The following is a 16,702-nucleotide window of genomic DNA, read 5'->3' as shown; positions in this document are numbered from 1 at the left end:
TTCAGTTTCGCATCTGCCGTCCGGCGGCGCACCGCATGCGGGGGCACGGATTCCGCCACCGGCCCGCGACGCCCTGTGACCGTCCGCTCACGCCGCGCCGGCCGCGCGGCGTGAGCGGACGGCTGTGCACCGGTGCGGTCCCCGGTGCCCCGGATCGGCACTCAATCGATGACCGTATGGAAGAACGTGACCCCGGCGCCGAATGCCGCTCCGCCGACCAGAGCGGCGGACGCCAGGGTTCCGCCGTTGACACAGGTGAGCACACCGGCGCCGAGGGCGGTGAGGGCGCCGAGCAGGAAGATGACGGCGGCGCGCTGGCTCAGCAGGGCTGATCTGTTCTCGGACACATCAACTCCGATCTGCGCGGGAGCGGAGGACCGCTCGGGGCGGATGCTGATGCTGTGATCGATCTTCTCATCCGCCGCCCCGAATCCCCGGTAGCACACGCTGTCGGCGCAGGCCGGCCACCCGATCCGGGTAGTCAACCGGCCGCTGCCCGCCGGGTGACCGCGAGCACCGCCATGTCGTCGTCGCGCGGCCCGCCGGTCCACCGCTCGACCTCCCGCACCAGGACGTCGATCAGCTCCTGCGGGCCGCCGAACGGACCGCGGCCCGCCAGCTGCGCCGCCGGGTCGTAGAACCGCCCGCCGCGGTCCCGGGCCTCGGTCACCCCGTCGGTGACCAGCAGCACGGTGCTGTCCACCGGGAACGGCACGCCGACCGGCTCCGGCCGGGCCACCGCGAGTCCGCCCAGGCCCAGCGGCAGCCCCGGTTCACCGGTCGCAAGCGCCCGCACCTCACCGTCCCGGCACAGATACGGCGCCGGATGGCCGCAGTTCAGCAGCCCCAACTCATCGCTGTCCGGCCGGACTTCCGCCAGCAGGGCCGTGATGAAGCCCTCCAGACGGCTCTCCTGGGAGAGCTGCTCGCCCGCCCGCAGCAACGACCGCTCCAGCCGCTCGGCCAGCCCGGTCAGCTCCCGCTCCTGCTCCGCCGCCTCCCGGAACGCGCCCAGCAGCACCGACACCGCGCTCACCGCGCCCAGCCCCTTGCCCCGCACATCGGCGATCAGCAACCGCACCCCGTACGGCGTCCGCTGCACGGCATAGGCGTCACCGCCGATCCGGGCCTCGCTCTGGGCGGCCTGGTAGCGGGCCGCGACGGACAGCGGCCCGATCCGCTCCGGCGGGGCCGGCAGCACGGCGAGCTGCGCCGCCTCCGCCACCATCCGCACCACGTCCAGGTGGCGGCCGTGCCGGGCGATCACCCGGTTCACCCCGATGCCCATCAGCGCGGCGAACAGGGTGTTGGCCAGCTCCAGATGACCCACCGCGTCACCGGCGGTGCCGTCCTTCACCGTCAGCGCGAACACCCCGAGCACCAGGGCGAGCCCGATCGCGACGGTGTGCCGCAGCGACAGCAGCGCACCCGCCGTCACACTGGCCGCGGTCAGCATCGGATCGCCCCAGTAGTCCTGCGGCGACAGCGCGTCCCAGAGGAGACCGCCGGCCACCAGGACGGCCGGGGCGAGCCGCACGTAACGGGGCCAGCGCACGGCCGGCGGCCGGAGCGCGGGCGCGGACGCGTGCGGATCGGCCACCGCCGACCCGGCGCGGGTGCTCAGCGGTGCTCCGGATTGGCCTGGTCCGCGCGGCAGCCGGCGTCCCACTCGGTGCGCTGGTTGCCGTGCGCCGGGATGCCGCCCGCCCGCTTGAGCATCGCCGCGACATGCATCAGGTTCCAGCTCATGAAGGCGGTGTTGCGGTTGGTGAAGTCGTTCTCCGGCCCGCCCGAGCCCGGATCGAGGTACGACGGTCCGGGCCCGGCCTCACCGATCCAGCCTGCGTCGGCCTGCGGCGGGACGGTGTAGCCCAGGTGCTGCAGGCTGTAGAGGACGTTCATGGCGCAGTGCTTGACGCCGTCCTCGTTGCCGGTGATCAGGCAGCCGCCCGCCCGGCCGTAATAGGCGTACTGGCCACGGTCGTTGAGCACACTGGAACAGGCGTAGAGCCGCTCGATGACCTGCTTCATCACCGAGCTGTTGTCCCCGAGCCAGATCGGTCCGCACAGCACCAGGATGTCCGCGGCCAGCACCTTGCGGTACAGCTCCGGCCAGGCGTCGGACGCCCAGCCGTGCTCCGTCATGTCCGGCCACACCCCGGTCGCGATGTCCTCGTCGACCGCCCGGAGCACCTCCGTCGTGACCCCGTTGCCCGCCATGACGGCCCGGCTCCGCTCGACCAGGCCCTCGGTGTTGCTGGTCTCCGGCGAGCGCTTGAGCGTGCAGTTGATGAAGAGGGCGCTCAGGTCGTCGTAGCGGTACTCGGGGGTCATCAATGCTCCTTGCACGGGCGGCTGCGCCTTCGGGGGCCTCTCCCCGAGCCTTCAACCCGGCCGTGCCCCCGGCCACCCGGACGGCCCGAACGTGTGTCACCCCTTCGCCGCCAGCCGGGCGTAGGCCCGGACATCGGCGTCCGGGTCGTCGGCGGCCGCGGCCAGCGCGCTCCGCGCGTCCGCCCGCCCCGCGTGGGCGCGCAGCGCCAGCACCGCGGCCCGGCGCACGTCCGCCTCCGGATCGGCCAGGGCCGAGCCCAGCGCGGGCACCGCGACGCCCGCCCCGGCGGCGGCCAGCGCCCGGGCGGCGCCGGCCCGGACCTGCCACGCCGGGTCGTCGAGCGCGGCGACCGCGGCGGCGTCGTACGGCGGCGGGCAGCCCGTGGTGGCCAGCGCCGCCAGTGCCGCGGCCCGTACCAGCGGGTCCGGGTCGGCCAGCAGCGCCGCCAGGTCGTCCGGGCCGCCGGCCGGGCCCAGCCCGTGCGCGGCCGCCACCCGCACCTCACGCGACCCGTCCCCGGCGGCCCGCCGCAGGTCGGCGACGGCGTCCAGGGACACCAGGGCGCGTACGGCCTGGATCCGGACCTCCACGGCCGGGTCGTCCAGCGCACCGGCGAACAGCGCCCGGTCGCCCAGGCGCAGCGCCCGCAGCACCTCCACCGCGGCCGCCCGGACCGCCGCGTCAAGACCGTCGTGCACCGCGGCGGCCAGCGGCGTGCCCAGCTCCGGCTCCGGCTCCAGCACCTCGACCAGTTCCCGCAGCGAGGCACCGGCGGCCGCCCGTACGGCCGGGTCGGGATCGGCGAGCGCGGCGGCGAGCGCCGGGCCGGTGCCGGCCGGTACGCCCTCGGTGAGCGCGTCGACCGCGGCCCGCCGGACGGCCGGATCGGGATCGGCCAGGTAGGGCCGCAGGGCCGCCAGACCGGGCTGCTCCTCGGCGAGCGCGAGCAGCCCGAGCAGCCGCGGCGCGGGGCCGCCCGCGGCCACCGGGTGCGCCGGCCCGCCGCCCGGCGATCCGTCACCGGCCGTCCGCGACCCCACCGGTGGGGTGTCCCGCGGGCCCGCGGTGGCGACCTGCTCCGGTTCGACCTCGCCGAGGAACCGGGACGGGCCGCCGGTCGGCGCGTACTCCGGCACCGGGACCACGTACGGCGCCACCGGGCGGGCGGTGAACTCCATCCGTCCCGCCGCCGACCGGCGCAGATCGAGATGGTGCAGCCAGCGGGCGTCGTCGGTGTACGGATGGTCGGTGCGCTCGTGGTACAGGCCCCAGCGCGACTCGGTGCGGGCCAGCGACGACCGGGCGGCCATCTCGGCGCAGTCGCGGATGAAGTGCACCTCGGCGCAGCGCATCAGCTCGTGCGGCGTACGCGCGCCCATCCGGTCGATCTCGCCGCGCATCCGCTCGAAGTGCTCGACGGCCAGCGACAGCCGGGCGCCGCTCTTGGGCGGGGCGACGTAGTCGTTGACGAAGCGGCGGAGTTTGTACTCGACCTGCGTCTGCGGGGGGCCGTCGGGGTGGCGCAGCGGACGGTAGATCAGCTCGTGTGCGGCGCGCAGCTGGTCAGCGGGCAACTCGCCTTCGTAGGCGCGGAATCGGGCCGCGTCCTCGCCCGCCAGATCACCGAAGACGAACGCGCCGATCATGTAGTTGTGCGGGACGCAGGCCAGGTCGCCCGCCGCGTACAGCCGCGGCACGGTGGTGCGGCCGTGGTCGTCGACCCGCACCCCGGACGCCGAATGGCCGCCGCACAGCCCGATCTCGGAGATGTGCATCTCCACGTCGTGGGTGCGGTAGTCGTGCCCCCGCCCGGCGTGGAAGGTGCCGCGGGTGGGGCGTTCCGTGGTGTGCAGGATCGTCTCCAGGGCGGCCACCGACTCCTCGGGCAGATGACTGAGCTTCAGGTACACCGGGCCGCGGTCGGAGGCCACCTCCGCCGCGAACTCGGCCATCATCTGCCCCGACCAGTAGTCCGACGTCACGAACCGCTCGCCGTGCCGGTTGACCTGGTACCCGCCGAAGGGGTTCGCGACGTAGGCGCAGGCCGGGCCGTTGTAGTCCTTGATCAGCGGGTTGATCTGGAAGCACTCGATACCGGTCAGCTCGGCGCCCGCGTGGTACGCCATCGCATGCCCGTCACCGGCGTTGGTGGGGTTCTCGTACGTGCCGTAGAGGTAGCCCGAGGCGGGCAGCCCCAGCCGGCCGCAGGCGCCGGTGGCCAGGATCACCGCGCCCGCCCGGACCGTGGTGAACCGGCCCGTACGGGTGTGGAAGCCCGCGGCCCCGATCGCCCGGCCGTCGTCGCCGGTCAGCACCCGCACCGGCATCACCCGGTTCTCGATCCGGATCCTCTCGCGCATCTCGCGCCGCCGCAGCTGCCGGTAGAGGACCTTCTTGACGTCCTTGCCCTCGGGCATCGGCAGCACGTACGAGCCGGACCGGTGCACCTGGCGGACCGCGTACTCCCCGTGCTCGTCCTTCTCGAACTTCACGCCGTACCGCTCCAGCCGCTGCACCATCGCGAAGCCCCGGGTGGCGGTCTGCCGGACGGTGGACTGGTCGACGACGCCGTCGTTGGCGCGGGTGATCTCGGCGACGTAGTCGTCGGGCTCGGCCCGGCCGGGGATGACCGCGTTGTTGACCCCGTCCATGCCCATGGCCAGCGCACCGGAGTGCCGGACGTGCGCCTTCTCCAGGAGGAGGACGGACGCGCCGCGCCCGGCTGCGGTGAGCGCGGCCATCGTGCCGGCGGTGCCGCCGCCGATGACCAGGACGTCACAGACCAGTTCCTCGGCGTCGGCGAGGGCGGGGATGTCCATGGGGATCTGCCTTTCAGCTGCTGAGGGAGGCGAGGGCGGTACGGCGCAGCTCGGCCGTGGCCGGATCGGTGTGCGCCGCGCGGTCGCGGGGGCGGGGTACGCGGACGACACGGGGGGTCCGGCCGGTGCCGAGCAGGGCCACCCGGTCGCCGAGGAAGAGGGCCTCGTCGACGTCGTGCGTGACGAAGACGACGGTGGCGCCGGTGCCCCGCAGCACCTCGACGAGGAGTTCCTGCATCCCGGCCCGGGTCCGGGCGTCCAGCGCGCCGAACGGCTCGTCCATCAGGACCGCACGGGGCCGGCCGGCCAGCGCGCGGGCGAGCTGGGCGCGCTGCCGCTGGCCGCCGGAGACCTGGTGCGGCAGCCGGGCGGCCTGCTCGCCGAGCCCGACCCGGGTCAGCCATCCGGAGGCCCGCGCCCGGCGCTCGGCACGCGCCAACCCCCTTACGGCGAGCGGGAGTTCGACGTTGCCCCGCAGGGTGCGCCAGGGCAGCAGCGCGTCCTCCTGGAACACCAGGGCGCGGTCGGCGCCGGGCCCGGTGACCGGCTCGCCGTCCTGGCTCAGCCGGCCGCCCAGCGGGGGCAGCAGACCGGCGAGGGTGCGCAGCAGCGTGGACTTGCCGCAGCCGGACGGGCCGACGACGGTGAGGAGCTCGCCCGGGGCGACATCGAGGTCCAGGCCCTGGAGAACGGGCGCGCCGGGCCGGCCCAGCACGGCATCGGCCAGGGTCAGCCGCAGGCCCTGCGCGGGTGCCTCGGCGGGCGCCGGGGCGGTGAGTTCGGTGCGGGTCATGTGCGTCCTCCGAGTGTCGCCAGGCCGGCCCGCGGCCGCTCCTGCCCGGCCGCCGAGGCCTCCGGTCCACCCTCTGCGCCGGGGGCGACCCCGCGCTCGGCCGTCGCCCGCCCTTCCTCCGTACGGGGCAGCCGGCGCTTGGGCGCCCGACCTCCTTCCCTGTCGGGAAGCCAGCGCACCAGCCGCCGCCCCGTCAGCTCCACCACCGTGGCGGTCAGCCGTCCCAGCAGACCGATGGTGGCCATCCCGACGAAAACGCCGGGGTAGTCGACGACGGTGTAGTCCTGCCAGGTGCGGTAGCCCACGCCGTACTCCCCGGAGATCATCTCCGCGGAGATCACGCAGATCCACGAGACCCCGATGCCGACCGACAGCCCGCCCAGGATCCCCGGCAGCGCCCCCGGCAGCACCACCGACCGCAGCACCCGCCAGCGGCCGCCGCCCATGGTCAGCACCGCCTCCTCCCACACCGGTGGCACCGCCCGCACCGCGTGCCGGGTGGAGACCGTGACCGGGAAGAACGCCGCCGCGAAGGTGATGAAGACGATGCCCTGCTCATTGCTCGGGAACAGCAGGATCGCCACCGGCACCAGCGCGATCGCCGGTATCGGGCGGAGCACTTCGAGCAGCGGGTCCAGCAGGTCGGAGGCGAGCGGGGAACGGGCGACGGCGGTGCCGACGGCCACGCCCAGCACGGCCGCGAGGGCGAAGCCGCTGACGATCCGGGTCAGGCTGTCGATGACGTCCTGCCAGTACGTCGCGGTGCCGAGCCGGCGGACGAACTCGCCCGCCGTCTCGGTGACCGTCGGGAACTGCCCGAACCGCAGCCACAGGTTCACCCGGAACTCGGCGAGCAACTGCCAGCCGGCCAGCGCCGCCAGGACCGCCGCGGCACGCCGGGCGCGCCGGGTCCACGGCGCGCTCACCGGGCCTGCTCCAGGGCGGCGGCGTAGCCGACGGTGCGGGCACCGGGGTGCTGGTGGGTCCAGGCGTCCGCGGTGGCCCGGGTGACGAACGGCAGCAGCCGCCCGCCGTCCTTGACCCAGACCGCCTTGTCGGCGAACCAGCGGCTGCCGGTCGTCGCATCGGCCACGTACGCGGCCCGCACCGAGGCGCGGTGCGCGGCCACGAAGTGCAGCAGGGCCGCCGGGTCCGCGAAGGGGTGGGTGCGGTCCTCGCCGCGCAGCCACACCTCGTCGGCGGACGGATGCGCGGTGGAGCGCACGGCCGTGGCGTAACCGCTGCCGTAACTCGCCTTGACGAAACGGTCGTTGACGAAGGAGTCGACATCGACCGGCCCGGTCAGCCGGGCCGCCCGCAGCACCGGGACGTCCTTCTTCAGCGCGGCGATCAGCTGCGGCTTGAGGGTGGGGTCGAAGGTCGCGATGCCGCCGGCGCCGTTGTAGAGGTAGACCACCTCGGCCGGCAGGCCGGTGGCCCTGGCGACCCGCTCGGCGGCGTCGACCGGGTGGCGCTGCACGTACCGGGTCGCGTCCCGTTGCGCGGCGAGGAACGCCTTGACGACACCGGGGCGTTGACCGGCGAAGGCGTCCCGCACGGTCACGCCGTGGAAGGTGGGCAGACCGAGCGCGCCGCCGTCGTAGAACGCCTGCGCCTTGCCCTGGAAGGCGAGCAGTCCCGGCCAGGCGACGAACTGCGAGAGTGCGTCGGCGCTGCCCGACTGCAGCGCCGAGGCGCCCACCGCCGGCTGCTGGTTGAGCTTGTGGACGCCCTGCTCCGGGTCGATGCCGGCCCGCTGCAGGGCCCGTACCAGCGTCCCGTCGGAGGCCGAGCCGACGCTGCTGGAAACGTTCTTGCCGCGCAGGTCCGGCAGTGAGCGCAGCGCCGAACCGGGCTTGGTCACAATGGTGTTGAGCGCGCCGCGCAGGTTGTAGCCGGTGACCGACACCAGCCGGGTCGGGGCGTGCAGCTGCTTGCCGCGGGCGGCGTTGATGAGCAGCGGGAAGTCGCCCATCGAGCCGATGTCGACCTTTCCGGCGACCATCTGCGCGGTGATCGGCGCGCCGGTCGCGTAGTCCTGCCAGGCGACCTTGTACGTCCGGCCGTCGCGCTCGCCCTGCGCCCGCAGTTCCCGCTCGAAGTAGCCGAGCGAGCGCAGCAGGGTGCCGGCGGTGACGGTGTTGATGGTCTTGGACTGGTAGCCGACGGTGACGGTGACGTGCTTGCCGTCGCCCGCCTCCGCGGCACCGCCGCAGCCGGTGAGGGCGAGGGGGAGGAGCAGGGCCGCTGCCGCGAGGGGGATCGCGGGCCTGGTGCGCTTCAGGGTGGTGTGCCGCATGGGGACGTGCCTCTCATCGCAACAAATAGGGCATGTTGACCGTGACCGCGCCGGTGGGACAGCGAGCGGCACACGGGCCGCAGTACCAGCACTCGTCGACGTGCATGTACGCCTTGTTGCTGGCCGGATCGATGGCCAGTGAGTCCAGCGGGCACATGTCGACGCAGAGCGTGCAGCCGTCGATGCACTTGGACTCGTCGATGGTCACCGGCACATCGGCCCGTTGCGACGTCAGAGGCATGGCGGTCTCCAGGAAGCGGGAAGCGGTAAGCGGTAAGCGGAGGAGGCTGGGGGAGCGGGAGGCGGGAGCGGGGCGCGGGCCGCGTGGGGGAGCGGCCCGGCGAGCGGCCGGGGCGCTCGGCGGGTATGCCGGGACCATAGCGATGCCTTCCGGCCAGTGGTGTTGCCGCAGTATTGCGCCACCCACGGATCCCGAGGCACCCGCTGTGACCTGCGCTTGTGTGCGGTCGGGGGGAAGATCTGCCACCGGGCGGGCCGGCCGGGTGCGGGTCGGGTGCGGTGCCGCCGGCCGGCCCACCCGGCCCCGTGTCGGCAGGCCGGCCGTGCCGCCTCCGGTTAGCGTCGAAGCTCCAAGGCTCCGCCGCCGTACCCGGGAGGTTGCCGCATGGCCACATGGCCGGCCGTGCTCTTCGCGCTGCTCGCCGCGGCCAGCAACGCGCTGGCCACGGTGCTGCAGCGGCGTGCGGCCCGCACCGTCCCGCTGGCCCGGGGACTGCGCGTGGGCCTGCTCGTCGACCTGCTGCACCGGGCCGCCTGGCTCGGCGGCATGCTCGCCGTCATCGCCGCGGCCTGCTTCCAGGCGCTGGCGCTCTCCCAGGGCGCGCTGTCCGTGGTCCAGCCGATCTTCGTCCTCGAACTCCCGCTGGCCCTGCTCATCGGCCGGCTGCTGCTCGGCGGGCGGATCTCCCGCGGCGGCTGGACCGGCGTGGCGCTGATCGTCGTCGGGCTCGGCTCCGCGCTGGCCGCCGCCGCCCCCACCATCGGCACCGACCACGCCCCGCTCAGCCGCTGGGTACTCGCCCTGGCGGTGTGTGCCGCGGTGGTCGGGACGGCGGTCGGAGCCGCACTGCGCCGCGGGGCCGGCGGCGTACGGGCGGCCTGCTTCGCCGCCGCCGCGGCCGTCTCCTACGCCCTGACCGCGGCCCTGATGAAGGACGCCACACACGCCTGGCAGACCGGCGGCCCGGCCACCTTCTTCGCCTCCTGGCAGACCTACGGGTTCGCGGTCGTCGGCGTGCTGGCCCTCTTCCTCTTCGAGAACGCCATGCAGTCCGGCCCGCTGACCGCCTCCCAGCCGGTGCTCACCCTGGGCGACGCGCTGGTGAGCCTGTCGCTGGGCGTCACCCTCTTCGACGAACGGGTCCGCACCGGCTGGTGGCTGATCCCCGAATGCGCCGGCATCGCCCTGGTCCTGTGGGGCGCCCTGTACCTCTCCCGCGTCGCACTGACCAGGGACGTGGTCACCGGCCAGGAGACCCCTTCGGCGGTAAGTGACCGGCCCGCCCGCTGATCGTTCACCGGAGATGAACCACACCCACCACACCGGCCCCACCAGAACCGCCCTTGCCACGGCCACCGCCGCCACGGCCCTCGCCGTCTCCCTGCTCGGCCCGGCCGCACCGGCCCGCGCCGACGGCCGCCCGATGCCCGATGTGACGGGCAAGAACCTGGTCACCGCCTACGGGGAGCTCAACTACAACACCGCCGTCCGGTTCCGGGACGGCCGTGGAGCCGGCCGCCTCGTGCTCTGGCCGGCCTCGTGGAAGGTCTGCGGTCAGGACCCGGCACCGGGCACGCCGATGGACGACCGGAAGATCACGCTCACCGTGGTCAAGGCCACCGAGGAGTGCGCGGTTCCGGCCGCGTGAGGACCAGCGGTGCGGCCGCCCCGAGCCGCCGGACGGTCGCACCGGAACGCCACCGCCCCGGGGGCGCAGCACCGACTCCAGGGCGCTAACCTTGCTAGGTACAAGCAATATTGGCCGAATCGAGCCGGATCGATGCTTCACCGCTAAGGATCAACACGATGAGTAAGGGTCTCGTGCCGGGATGTGACCGGGCGGCCCCGCGGATCACCGTCGAGTCGGCGCTGGAAGAGGCGGCGGCCGGGCTGGGCACGGAGATCGTCCGTTTCTCCCGGCTGCTCGCGGCCTGGAAGCAGCGGGCCAAGACCGACGGCGGGGCCGCGGACCGGGTGCTGCTGGCCCGGCTGGTGGTCGGCGGGGACATGCGGGCGACCGACCTGGCCGCCGATGCGTTCCTGGACCTGTCGACGGTCAGCCGCCAGGTGCGTTCGCTGGTCGAGCGCGGCCTGGTGGCCCGCCGTCCCGACCCGGAGGACCGCCGCGGGTCACTGCTGGCCGCGACCGACGCCGGACGGGCCGCGTTCGAGAACTACCGGCGTCAGCGCGACGCCGAACTGGCCGCGCTCCTCGCGCCGTGGTCGCCCGAGGACCGGGCCGACCTCATCCGGCTGCTGGGCCGGCTCAACGAGGACATGGCGACACGACAACACACACGGCTGGGTCCCGGGGGAGACCAGGGTGCCGCCGTGGAGCAGGGAGAGATACGTACATGAGCACCACCTCCCCGCCCGAGGCGGGAGCCAAGGCGATACCCGGGTCCGGAGCACTGACCCACCGTCAGATCCTCACCATCCTCAGCGGCCTGATGCTCGGCATGTTCCTCGCCGCGCTCGACCAGACCATCGTCAGCACGTCCATCCGGACCATCGCCGACGACCTGCACGGCCTCAGCCAGCAGGCCTGGGCGACCACCGCCTACCTGATCACCTCGACGATCGCCACCCCGCTGTACGGCAAGCTGTCCGACCTGCACGGCCGCAAGCCCTACTACCTCACCGCGATCAGCATCTTCGTCATCGGCTCGGTGCTGTGCACCTTCTCCACCTCGATGACCGAACTCGCCGCGTTCCGCGCGGTGCAGGGGCTGGGCGCCGGCGGTCTGATGTCGCTGGCGCTGGCGATCATCGGTGACATCGTCCCGCCCCGCGAACGCGCCCGTTACCAGGGCTACATGCTCGGCACCTTCGCCACCTCCAGCGTCGCCGGACCGCTGATCGGTGGCGCGCTGGCCGGCCAGGACCAGCTGCTGGGCGTCACCGGCTGGCGCTGGGTCTTCCTGGTCAACGTGCCGGTCGGCATCATCGCGCTGTTCGTCGTCGCCAAGGTCCTCAACATCCCGCACACCCGGCGCGACCACCGCATCGACTGGTGGGGCGCGCTCACCATCTCCGTCGGCGTCGTCCCGCTGCTGCTCGTCGCCGAGCAGGGCCGGGAGTGGGGCTGGGACTCGTCCCGGTCGATCGCCTGTTACGTCATCGGCGTGGTCGGCATCATCGCCTGGATCTTCGTGGAGCGGTGGATCGGCGAGGACGCGCTGATCCCGATGCGGCTCTTCCGCAACGGCACCTTCAGCAAGACCAGCCTGATGTCCGTGCTGATCGGCATGGGCATGTTCGGCGGGATGCTGATGATCCCGCAGTACCTCCAGATCGTGAAGGGCGCCAGCCCCACCAGGTCCGGCCTGGAGATGCTGCCGCTGATGGCGGGCATGTTCATCGCCTCCATCGCGTCCGGCCAGATCACCGCCAAGACCGGCCGCTACAAGGTCTTCCCGATCGTCGGCACCGCGCTGATGATCGCGGCGATGCTGCTCTTCCACTACCGCGTCCAGTGGGACACCCCGCTGGGCGAGACCATGGCGTACATGCTCGTCTTCGGCCTCGGCCTGGGCGGCTGTATGCAGACCCTGGTGCTGGCGGTGCAGAACGCCGTGCCGCCCAAGGACATGGGCGTGGCGACCGCGTCGTCCACCTTCTTCCGGCAGATGGGCGCCACCGCCGGCACCGCGATCTTCCTGTCGGTGCTGTTCAGCACCGTCGGCGACAAGATCGCCTCGGCGTTCCGGGACGCGGCGGGCACCAGGCACTTCCAGGCCGCCCTGCACGACCCCGCCGTCCTGCACGACCCGGCCAACAAGCCGGTGCTGGACATGCTCAAGCACCCGGGCAACGGCAACTCCTCGGGCGTGCTCAGCGATTCGTCGTTCATCCAGCAGCTCGACCCGCGGCTCGCCGAGCCGTTCAAGCGCGGCTTCGCCGACTCGATGCACACCGTGTTCCTCATGGGCGCGGTCGTCGTGGCGCTGGCGTTCCTGCTGATGTGGTTCATCAAGGAGGTGCCGCTGCGGCAGATCTCCGGACTGCAGGCGCGGGCCCAGGCGGAGGCCGAGGCCAACGGCGAGGCCCCGCCCGCCGCGGAAGCCGCCGAGGCTCCGGCCGAACCGGCCGGAGCGGACGCCCCCGCCGCCGCCCCGGCCGGTGACGCCGTACCGGTACCGGCGCACACCCCGGCGACCGCCGCGGCCGACGCCACCGGACCGGCCATCAGCGGCGCGGTCCGGGACGGCTCCGGGCAGCCGGTGACGGGCGCCGCGGTCACCCTGATCAGCGTCGGCGGCCGGCAGCTCGGTCGTACCCGGACCACGGACGACGGCGGCTACGCGCTGCTCACCACGGGCGCCGGCACCTATGTGCTGATCGCCTCCGCCGGTGCCCGGCAGCCGCAGGCCGTGACCGTCGTCGTCGGCGACGGACCGCTCAGGTACGACCTGGTGCTCAGCGGCGCCGCCGGGCTCGCCGGCGAGGTCCGCGAGGAGAAGGGCGACGATCCGGTGCCCGGCGCGCTGGTCGTCGCGACCGATGTGCGCGGTGAGGTCGTGGCCTCCGGTGTGGCCGGCCAGGACGGCGGCTTCGCCTTCGGGGAACTGACCCCGGGCAGCTACACCCTGGCCGTCAGCGCCGAGCAGCACCGCCCCTCCGCCCTCCAGGTGGAGGTCACCGCCGGCACCCGCAACTGGTACGAGATCCGGCTGACGCTCGGCGCCCAGGTCCGCGGCACCGTCCGCACCGCCCAGGGCGCCCCGGTCGACGACGCCCGGGTGACCCTGCTCGACCCGGCGGGCAACGTGGTCGGCACCGCCACCAGCGGCCAGGACGGCGAGTACGTCTTCACCGACCTCGACAGCGGCGACTACACGCTGATCGCCAGCGGGTACCCGCCGGTCGCCACCCCGCTCCGGCTCGGCGCCGCCGGGCAGAGCGACTGCGACATCGAGCTGAGCCATGACGCGGTGAACTGACGGCTGCCTCGGAGGTGTGCGGGCCCGGTGCGTGAGCGTGCCGGGCCCCGCACCGGTTTGGCGGACCCGGCCCCGGCTACGTACAGTTCCGCCGGTACAGCAATCGAACACAGATCCAGGAAACGGCAGCGGCGAATGACGGTGACCGAAACAGGCCGGGCCGAGGGCACGGGCATCGACGCGGAGCGCATGGCCATCTGCCTGAGCGTGCTCGAAGAGCTGGACGCGCTGCCGATCGACCACCCCGACGCGGTCACCATACGCCGCGCCACCTCCGGCATCTACCGCAAGGTCAAGCAGCGCCGGCGGCAGGAGTCCCGGGCGGCGAAGACGGCCAACGACCGGGCGGTCACCGCGGCCACCGCCACCGGCGCACCCGACCGGATCGACGACGAGACCCAGGGCCTGGCCCTCACCAGCTCCGTCACCACCGAGATCGCCGGCATCCTTCAGCGCCCGCGCTCCTGCTACGTCTGCAAGAGCCGCTACACCGAGGTCGACGCCTTCTACCACCAGCTGTGCCGCGACTGCGCCACGGAGAACCGCGCCCGCCGCGACGCCCGCACCGACCTCACCGGCCGGCGCGCCCTGCTCACCGGCGGCCGCGCCAAGATCGGCATGTACATCGCGCTGCGGCTGCTGCGCGACGGCGCGCACACCACGATCACCACCCGCTTCCCCCACGACGCCATCCGCCGCTTCACGGCCATGCCCGACAGCGCCGACTGGCTGCACCGGCTGAAGATCGTCGGCATCGACCTGCGCGACCCGGCGCAGGTCCTCGCGCTCGCCGACGCGGTCGCCGCCGAAGGCCCGCTCGACATCCTCATCAACAACGCCGCCCAGACCGTGCGCCGCTCACCCGAGGCGTACGGCCAGCTCCTCGCCGCCGAGTCCGCACCGCTGCCCGCCGGCGAACTGCCCGTCTCCCTGGTCCTCGGCCACTTCGGCAGCGGCGCCCCGGCGGCACTGCCCGCCGCCCCGGGCACCACCGGCGCCCTGACCGCCGACGACGTCACCGCACTCGCCCTGACCACCGGCTCCACCACCCCCGCGCGGATCGCCGCGGGCACCGCGATCGACGCCGGCGGGCTGGTACCGGACCTGCACGCCACCAACAGCTGGATCCAGAAGGTCGACGAGGTCGACCCGGTCGAGCTGCTGGAGGTCCAGCTGTGCAACATGACCGCACCGTTCCTGCTGGTGAGCCGGCTGCGCCCGGCGCTCTCCGCATCTCCCGCGCGCCGCAAGTACGTGGTCAACGTGTCCGCCATGGAAGGGCAGTTCAGCCGCGGCTACAAGGGCCCCGGCCACCCGCACACCAACATGGCCAAGGCCGCGCTGAACATGCTCACCCGCACCAGCGCGCGCGAAATGCTGGAGACCGACGGCATCCTCATGACCGCCGTCGACACCGGCTGGATCACCGACGAACGCCCGCACCCCGAGAAGATGCGGCTGGCCGAGGAGGGCTTCCACGCCCCGCTCGACCTGGTCGACGGCGCGGCCCGGGTCTACGACCCCATCGTCCGCGGCGAACAGGGCGAGGACCTGCACGGCTGCTTCCTCAAGGACTACGCGCCCAGCCCCTGGTGATCCCGGGCCGGCCCGGCCGGTGCCGCGTCCCCGCCCACCGGCACCGGCAGCGCCGTGTGCAGCCGGTCACGCAGCGCCCGGGCCGCGGGCGTGGCCGGGCCCGCCGTCCGCCAGGCCAGGGCGACCCGGCCGCGTGGCTTCGGATCGGTGAGGGCGAGGGTCCGCAGCCCGTGGTGCGCCGCGACGTCCGGCGGCAGCGCCGGGACCACCGCCACCCCGAGCCCCCGCGCGGCGAGCTGCGCCAGCACTGCCGGGGCCGCCGCCTCGAACGCGATCCGGGGCCGGATGCCGGCCTCGGCGCAGGCCCGCTCCAGCACCCCGCGCAGGCCGGTCCCGCGCGGCAGGCTGATCAGCGGACGCCCCTGGAGCTCGGCCAGTGGGACCGCGGCCCGGTCCGGCGGGGTGAGCAGCGGATCGCCCGGGGCCACCGCGGCGACCAGCGGCTGGTCGACCACCAGCCGCAGCGAGATGCCCGGCGGGGCCTCCTCCTGCGCCAGCCCGATGACCGCGAGGTCGAGCTCCCCGCCGCGCAGCGCGGCCAGCATCCGCTCCGAGGTGTCCTCGGTGAGGGAGATCTCCACCTGAGGATGGTCGTCGTGGAAGGCGGCCAGCAGCGCCGGCACCTCGAAGGCGTCGAGGGCGGCGCCCGAGACCAGGCCGAGCGCGACCCGGCCGCGCAGCAGCCCGGTGAACTCGTCGACGGTGTGCCGGATCCCGTCGACGGCGGCGAGCGCGGCCCGGGCGTACCCGAGGACCGCCGCGCCCACCTCCGTCACCGTCACCCGGCGGCCCGAACGGTCCAACAGCGGCTGCCCCAGCTCCCGTTCGAGCTGCCGGATCTGCGCGCTCACCCCCGGCTGGGCCAGGTGCAGCCGGGCGGCGGCCCGGGTGAAGCCGCCCTCCTCCACGACCGCGACGAAGTACCGGAGCTGGTGGAGTTCCATACCGGCGATCCTAACCAGCCCCATAACCACTGCTTCTGGCGGGCAGAACCAGTTGCTCTTGGACTTATGGCCGCCGGACCAAGATCCTTGACGGTATGGACGGTATGGACATCAGAGCGGCGATAGCGGCCGAACGCCGGGAGCTGGCGGACATGTTGGACGGCCTGCCGGAGGCGCGGTGGGACGCGCCGACGCTGTGCGCGGGCTGGCGGGTGCGCGAGGTCGCGGCCCACATGTCGATGGGCTTCCGTCACCCGCTGCCCAAGGTGGCGGCCGAACTCCTCAAGTCCGGCGGGAACATCAACCGGATGGCCGACCGGCTCGCCCGCAAGGACGCGGCGGCCGCCACCCCGCGGCAGCTCGCCGGCTTCCTGCGGGAGCACGCGCACCACCCCTGGAAGCCGCCGGTCGGCGGACTCGCCTCGGCCCTGGGCCACGACGTCGTCCACGGCCTCGACATCACCGTCCCCCTGGGCATCGACCGCCGGGTCCCCGAGGACCGGCTGCGCGTCCTGCTGGACCACGTCACCCTCCGGTCCGCCAAGTTCTTCGGCGCCGACCTCCGCGGTCTCGCCCTGCACGCCGACGACCTCGACTGGTCCTTCGGCACCGGCACCCCGCTGACCGGCAGCGCCCAGGACCTGTTGCTGGTCGCCTTCGGCCGCAAGCTCCCGGCGGGCCGGCTGCACGGCGCGCAGCAGGACCGGTTCCTGGCCGCCTGAGCCGCCCGGC

The 16,702-nt window shown here is 73.8% G+C and carries 15 protein-coding genes; 6 read left to right on the top strand and 9 right to left on the bottom strand.

The window, feature by feature from the left end:
* Positions 1-161 precede the first annotated feature (161 nt).
* From ACGF4C_RS10275 to ACGF4C_RS10240, 8 genes are all read right to left on the bottom strand, one after another.
* Positions 162-347 (bottom strand): hypothetical protein, encoded by a 186-nt coding sequence (locus ACGF4C_RS10275; RefSeq protein WP_234442032.1) that lies wholly within the window; start codon positions 345-347, stop codon positions 162-164.
* Between the two features lie 134 nt (positions 348-481).
* Positions 482-1,600: a PP2C family protein-serine/threonine phosphatase gene (locus tag ACGF4C_RS10270; RefSeq protein WP_393564954.1), complete on the bottom strand. Its 1,119-nt coding sequence runs from the start codon at positions 1,598-1,600 to the stop codon at positions 482-484.
* A 20-nt stretch (positions 1,601-1,620) separates the two neighbouring features.
* Entirely contained in the window at positions 1,621-2,334 is a 714-nt protein-coding gene (locus ACGF4C_RS10265; protein ID WP_393564952.1) for a flavodoxin family protein, read from the bottom strand.
* A 96-nt stretch (positions 2,335-2,430) separates the two neighbouring features.
* A complete protein-coding gene (locus ACGF4C_RS10260) occupies positions 2,431-5,154 on the bottom strand; it encodes a fumarate reductase/succinate dehydrogenase flavoprotein subunit (protein WP_393564951.1) in 2,724 nt (907 codons plus the stop codon).
* 13 nt (positions 5,155-5,167) lie between these two features.
* Positions 5,168-5,947: an ABC transporter ATP-binding protein gene (locus tag ACGF4C_RS10255; RefSeq protein ID WP_393564950.1), complete on the bottom strand. Its 780-nt coding sequence runs from the start codon at positions 5,945-5,947 to the stop codon at positions 5,168-5,170.
* A complete protein-coding gene (locus tag ACGF4C_RS10250) occupies positions 5,944-6,873 on the bottom strand; it encodes an ABC transporter permease (protein ID WP_393564949.1) in 930 nt (309 codons plus the stop codon). The genes ACGF4C_RS10255 and ACGF4C_RS10250 overlap by 4 nt, the downstream gene beginning before the upstream one ends.
* Positions 6,870-8,246 (bottom strand): ABC transporter substrate-binding protein, encoded by a 1,377-nt coding sequence (locus ACGF4C_RS10245; protein WP_393564947.1) that lies wholly within the window; start codon positions 8,244-8,246, stop codon positions 6,870-6,872. Before ACGF4C_RS10245 ends, ACGF4C_RS10250 begins: the two co-directional genes overlap by 4 nt.
* Before the next feature lie 13 nt (positions 8,247-8,259).
* On the bottom strand, positions 8,260-8,487 hold the full coding sequence (locus tag ACGF4C_RS10240; protein WP_030411784.1) for a ferredoxin family protein: 228 nt from the start codon (positions 8,485-8,487) through the stop codon (positions 8,260-8,262).
* 384 nt (positions 8,488-8,871) lie between these two features.
* Here ACGF4C_RS10240 and ACGF4C_RS10235 point away from each other — a divergent pair, with 384 nt between their 5' ends.
* The 5 genes from ACGF4C_RS10235 (at position 8,872) to ACGF4C_RS10215 (ending at position 15,026) form a co-directional block, all read left to right on the top strand.
* Complete coding sequence (locus ACGF4C_RS10235; protein WP_393564944.1) at positions 8,872-9,777, top strand: DMT family transporter; 906 nt, start codon at positions 8,872-8,874, stop codon at positions 9,775-9,777.
* Between the two features lie 13 nt (positions 9,778-9,790).
* Positions 9,791-10,135: a PASTA domain-containing protein gene (locus ACGF4C_RS10230; protein WP_393564942.1), complete on the top strand. Its 345-nt coding sequence runs from the start codon at positions 9,791-9,793 to the stop codon at positions 10,133-10,135.
* A gap of 158 nt (positions 10,136-10,293) precedes the next feature.
* A complete protein-coding gene (locus ACGF4C_RS10225) occupies positions 10,294-10,845 on the top strand; it encodes a MarR family winged helix-turn-helix transcriptional regulator (RefSeq protein WP_393564940.1) in 552 nt (183 codons plus the stop codon).
* Positions 10,842-13,430 carry an MFS transporter gene (locus tag ACGF4C_RS10220; RefSeq protein ID WP_393564939.1) on the top strand — a complete coding sequence of 863 codons (2,589 nt, stop codon included), beginning with the start codon at positions 10,842-10,844 and terminating at the stop codon, positions 13,428-13,430. Before ACGF4C_RS10225 ends, ACGF4C_RS10220 begins: the two co-directional genes overlap by 4 nt.
* 135 nt (positions 13,431-13,565) lie before the next feature.
* Positions 13,566-15,026 (top strand): SDR family NAD(P)-dependent oxidoreductase, encoded by a 1,461-nt coding sequence (locus tag ACGF4C_RS10215; protein WP_393564938.1) that lies wholly within the window; start codon positions 13,566-13,568, stop codon positions 15,024-15,026.
* Here ACGF4C_RS10215 and ACGF4C_RS10210 read toward each other — a convergent pair.
* Positions 15,005-15,970, bottom strand: a complete 966-nt coding sequence (locus ACGF4C_RS10210) for a LysR family transcriptional regulator (protein ID WP_393564937.1) — start codon at positions 15,968-15,970, stop codon at positions 15,005-15,007. The two genes, ACGF4C_RS10215 and ACGF4C_RS10210, sit on opposite strands and share 22 nt — an antisense overlap.
* A gap of 104 nt (positions 15,971-16,074) precedes the next feature.
* On the opposite strand from ACGF4C_RS10210, the gene ACGF4C_RS10205 reads away from it, so the two are divergent.
* Complete coding sequence (locus ACGF4C_RS10205; RefSeq protein ID WP_393565022.1) at positions 16,075-16,692, top strand: maleylpyruvate isomerase family mycothiol-dependent enzyme; 618 nt, start codon at positions 16,075-16,077, stop codon at positions 16,690-16,692.
* The last annotated feature ends 10 nt before the right edge of the window (positions 16,693-16,702 follow it).

Source organism: Streptomyces sp. NPDC048197 (genome assembly GCF_043202395.1).
In the GTDB taxonomy this organism is placed as follows: domain Bacteria; phylum Actinomycetota; class Actinomycetes; order Streptomycetales; family Streptomycetaceae; genus Streptomyces; species Streptomyces siderophoricus.
Note: the sequence above shows the minus strand (reverse complement) of the source record. Positions and strands in the feature narration are given on the sequence as shown.

Coding starts and splice junctions, on each gene's coding strand:
- ACGF4C_RS10265 (WP_393564952.1), bottom strand. CDS start 2,334: ATGACCCCCGAGTACCGCTACGACGACCTGAGCGCCCTCTTCATCAAC.
- ACGF4C_RS10260 (WP_393564951.1), bottom strand. CDS start 5,154: ATGGACATCCCCGCCCTCGCCGACGCCGAGGAACTGGTCTGTGACGTC.
- ACGF4C_RS10255 (WP_393564950.1), bottom strand. CDS start 5,947: ATGACCCGCACCGAACTCACCGCCCCGGCGCCCGCCGAGGCACCCGCG.
- ACGF4C_RS10245 (WP_393564947.1), bottom strand. CDS start 8,246: ATGCGGCACACCACCCTGAAGCGCACCAGGCCCGCGATCCCCCTCGCG.
- ACGF4C_RS10240 (WP_030411784.1), bottom strand. CDS start 8,487: ATGCCTCTGACGTCGCAACGGGCCGATGTGCCGGTGACCATCGACGAG.
- ACGF4C_RS10235 (WP_393564944.1), top strand. CDS start 8,872: ATGGCCACATGGCCGGCCGTGCTCTTCGCGCTGCTCGCCGCGGCCAGC.
- ACGF4C_RS10230 (WP_393564942.1), top strand. CDS start 9,791: ATGAACCACACCCACCACACCGGCCCCACCAGAACCGCCCTTGCCACG.
- ACGF4C_RS10225 (WP_393564940.1), top strand. CDS start 10,294: ATGAGTAAGGGTCTCGTGCCGGGATGTGACCGGGCGGCCCCGCGGATC.
- ACGF4C_RS10220 (WP_393564939.1), top strand. CDS start 10,842: ATGAGCACCACCTCCCCGCCCGAGGCGGGAGCCAAGGCGATACCCGGG.
- ACGF4C_RS10215 (WP_393564938.1), top strand. CDS start 13,566: ATGACGGTGACCGAAACAGGCCGGGCCGAGGGCACGGGCATCGACGCG.
- ACGF4C_RS10210 (WP_393564937.1), bottom strand. CDS start 15,970: ATGGAACTCCACCAGCTCCGGTACTTCGTCGCGGTCGTGGAGGAGGGC.
- ACGF4C_RS10205 (WP_393565022.1), top strand. CDS start 16,075: ATGGACATCAGAGCGGCGATAGCGGCCGAACGCCGGGAGCTGGCGGAC.